The sequence below is a fragment of the Citrobacter sp. VF227 genome (assembly GCF_052950715.1).
Genome location: NZ_JBRFVF010000722.1, coordinates 1 through 257 on the forward strand (window position 1 = coordinate 1; position 257 = coordinate 257).

General features: G+C 60.3%; 1 pseudogene. It reads right to left on the bottom strand.

The features are described from left to right. Nucleotides 1–257 (bottom strand): annotated as a pseudogene (locus ACU8YC_RS28730) (sugar transporter); the annotation flags it as partial.

Genomic DNA, 257 nt, shown 5'->3' on the forward strand with positions numbered 1-257 from the left:
CATCGTTCATCGCATCACTGTCATCCCCCGTCAGTCTCGCCTGCTCCTGTTTGAGCTGTTCTGTCAGGGCCTCCACCCGGGCGGTGACGGCGAGCACCGCCGGCGCCGTCTCTTTCATATAGCGCCGCAGCTGTTTCAGCTGTGCCTGTTGTTGCGCCAGCTCACCCTCTATCCGGCTGACCAGATCCAGGCGCGCTGTGCTCGTTGATTCCGGACTGATTAACTGATGACGGTTCTGAAAAGCCAGTACCCGCGCA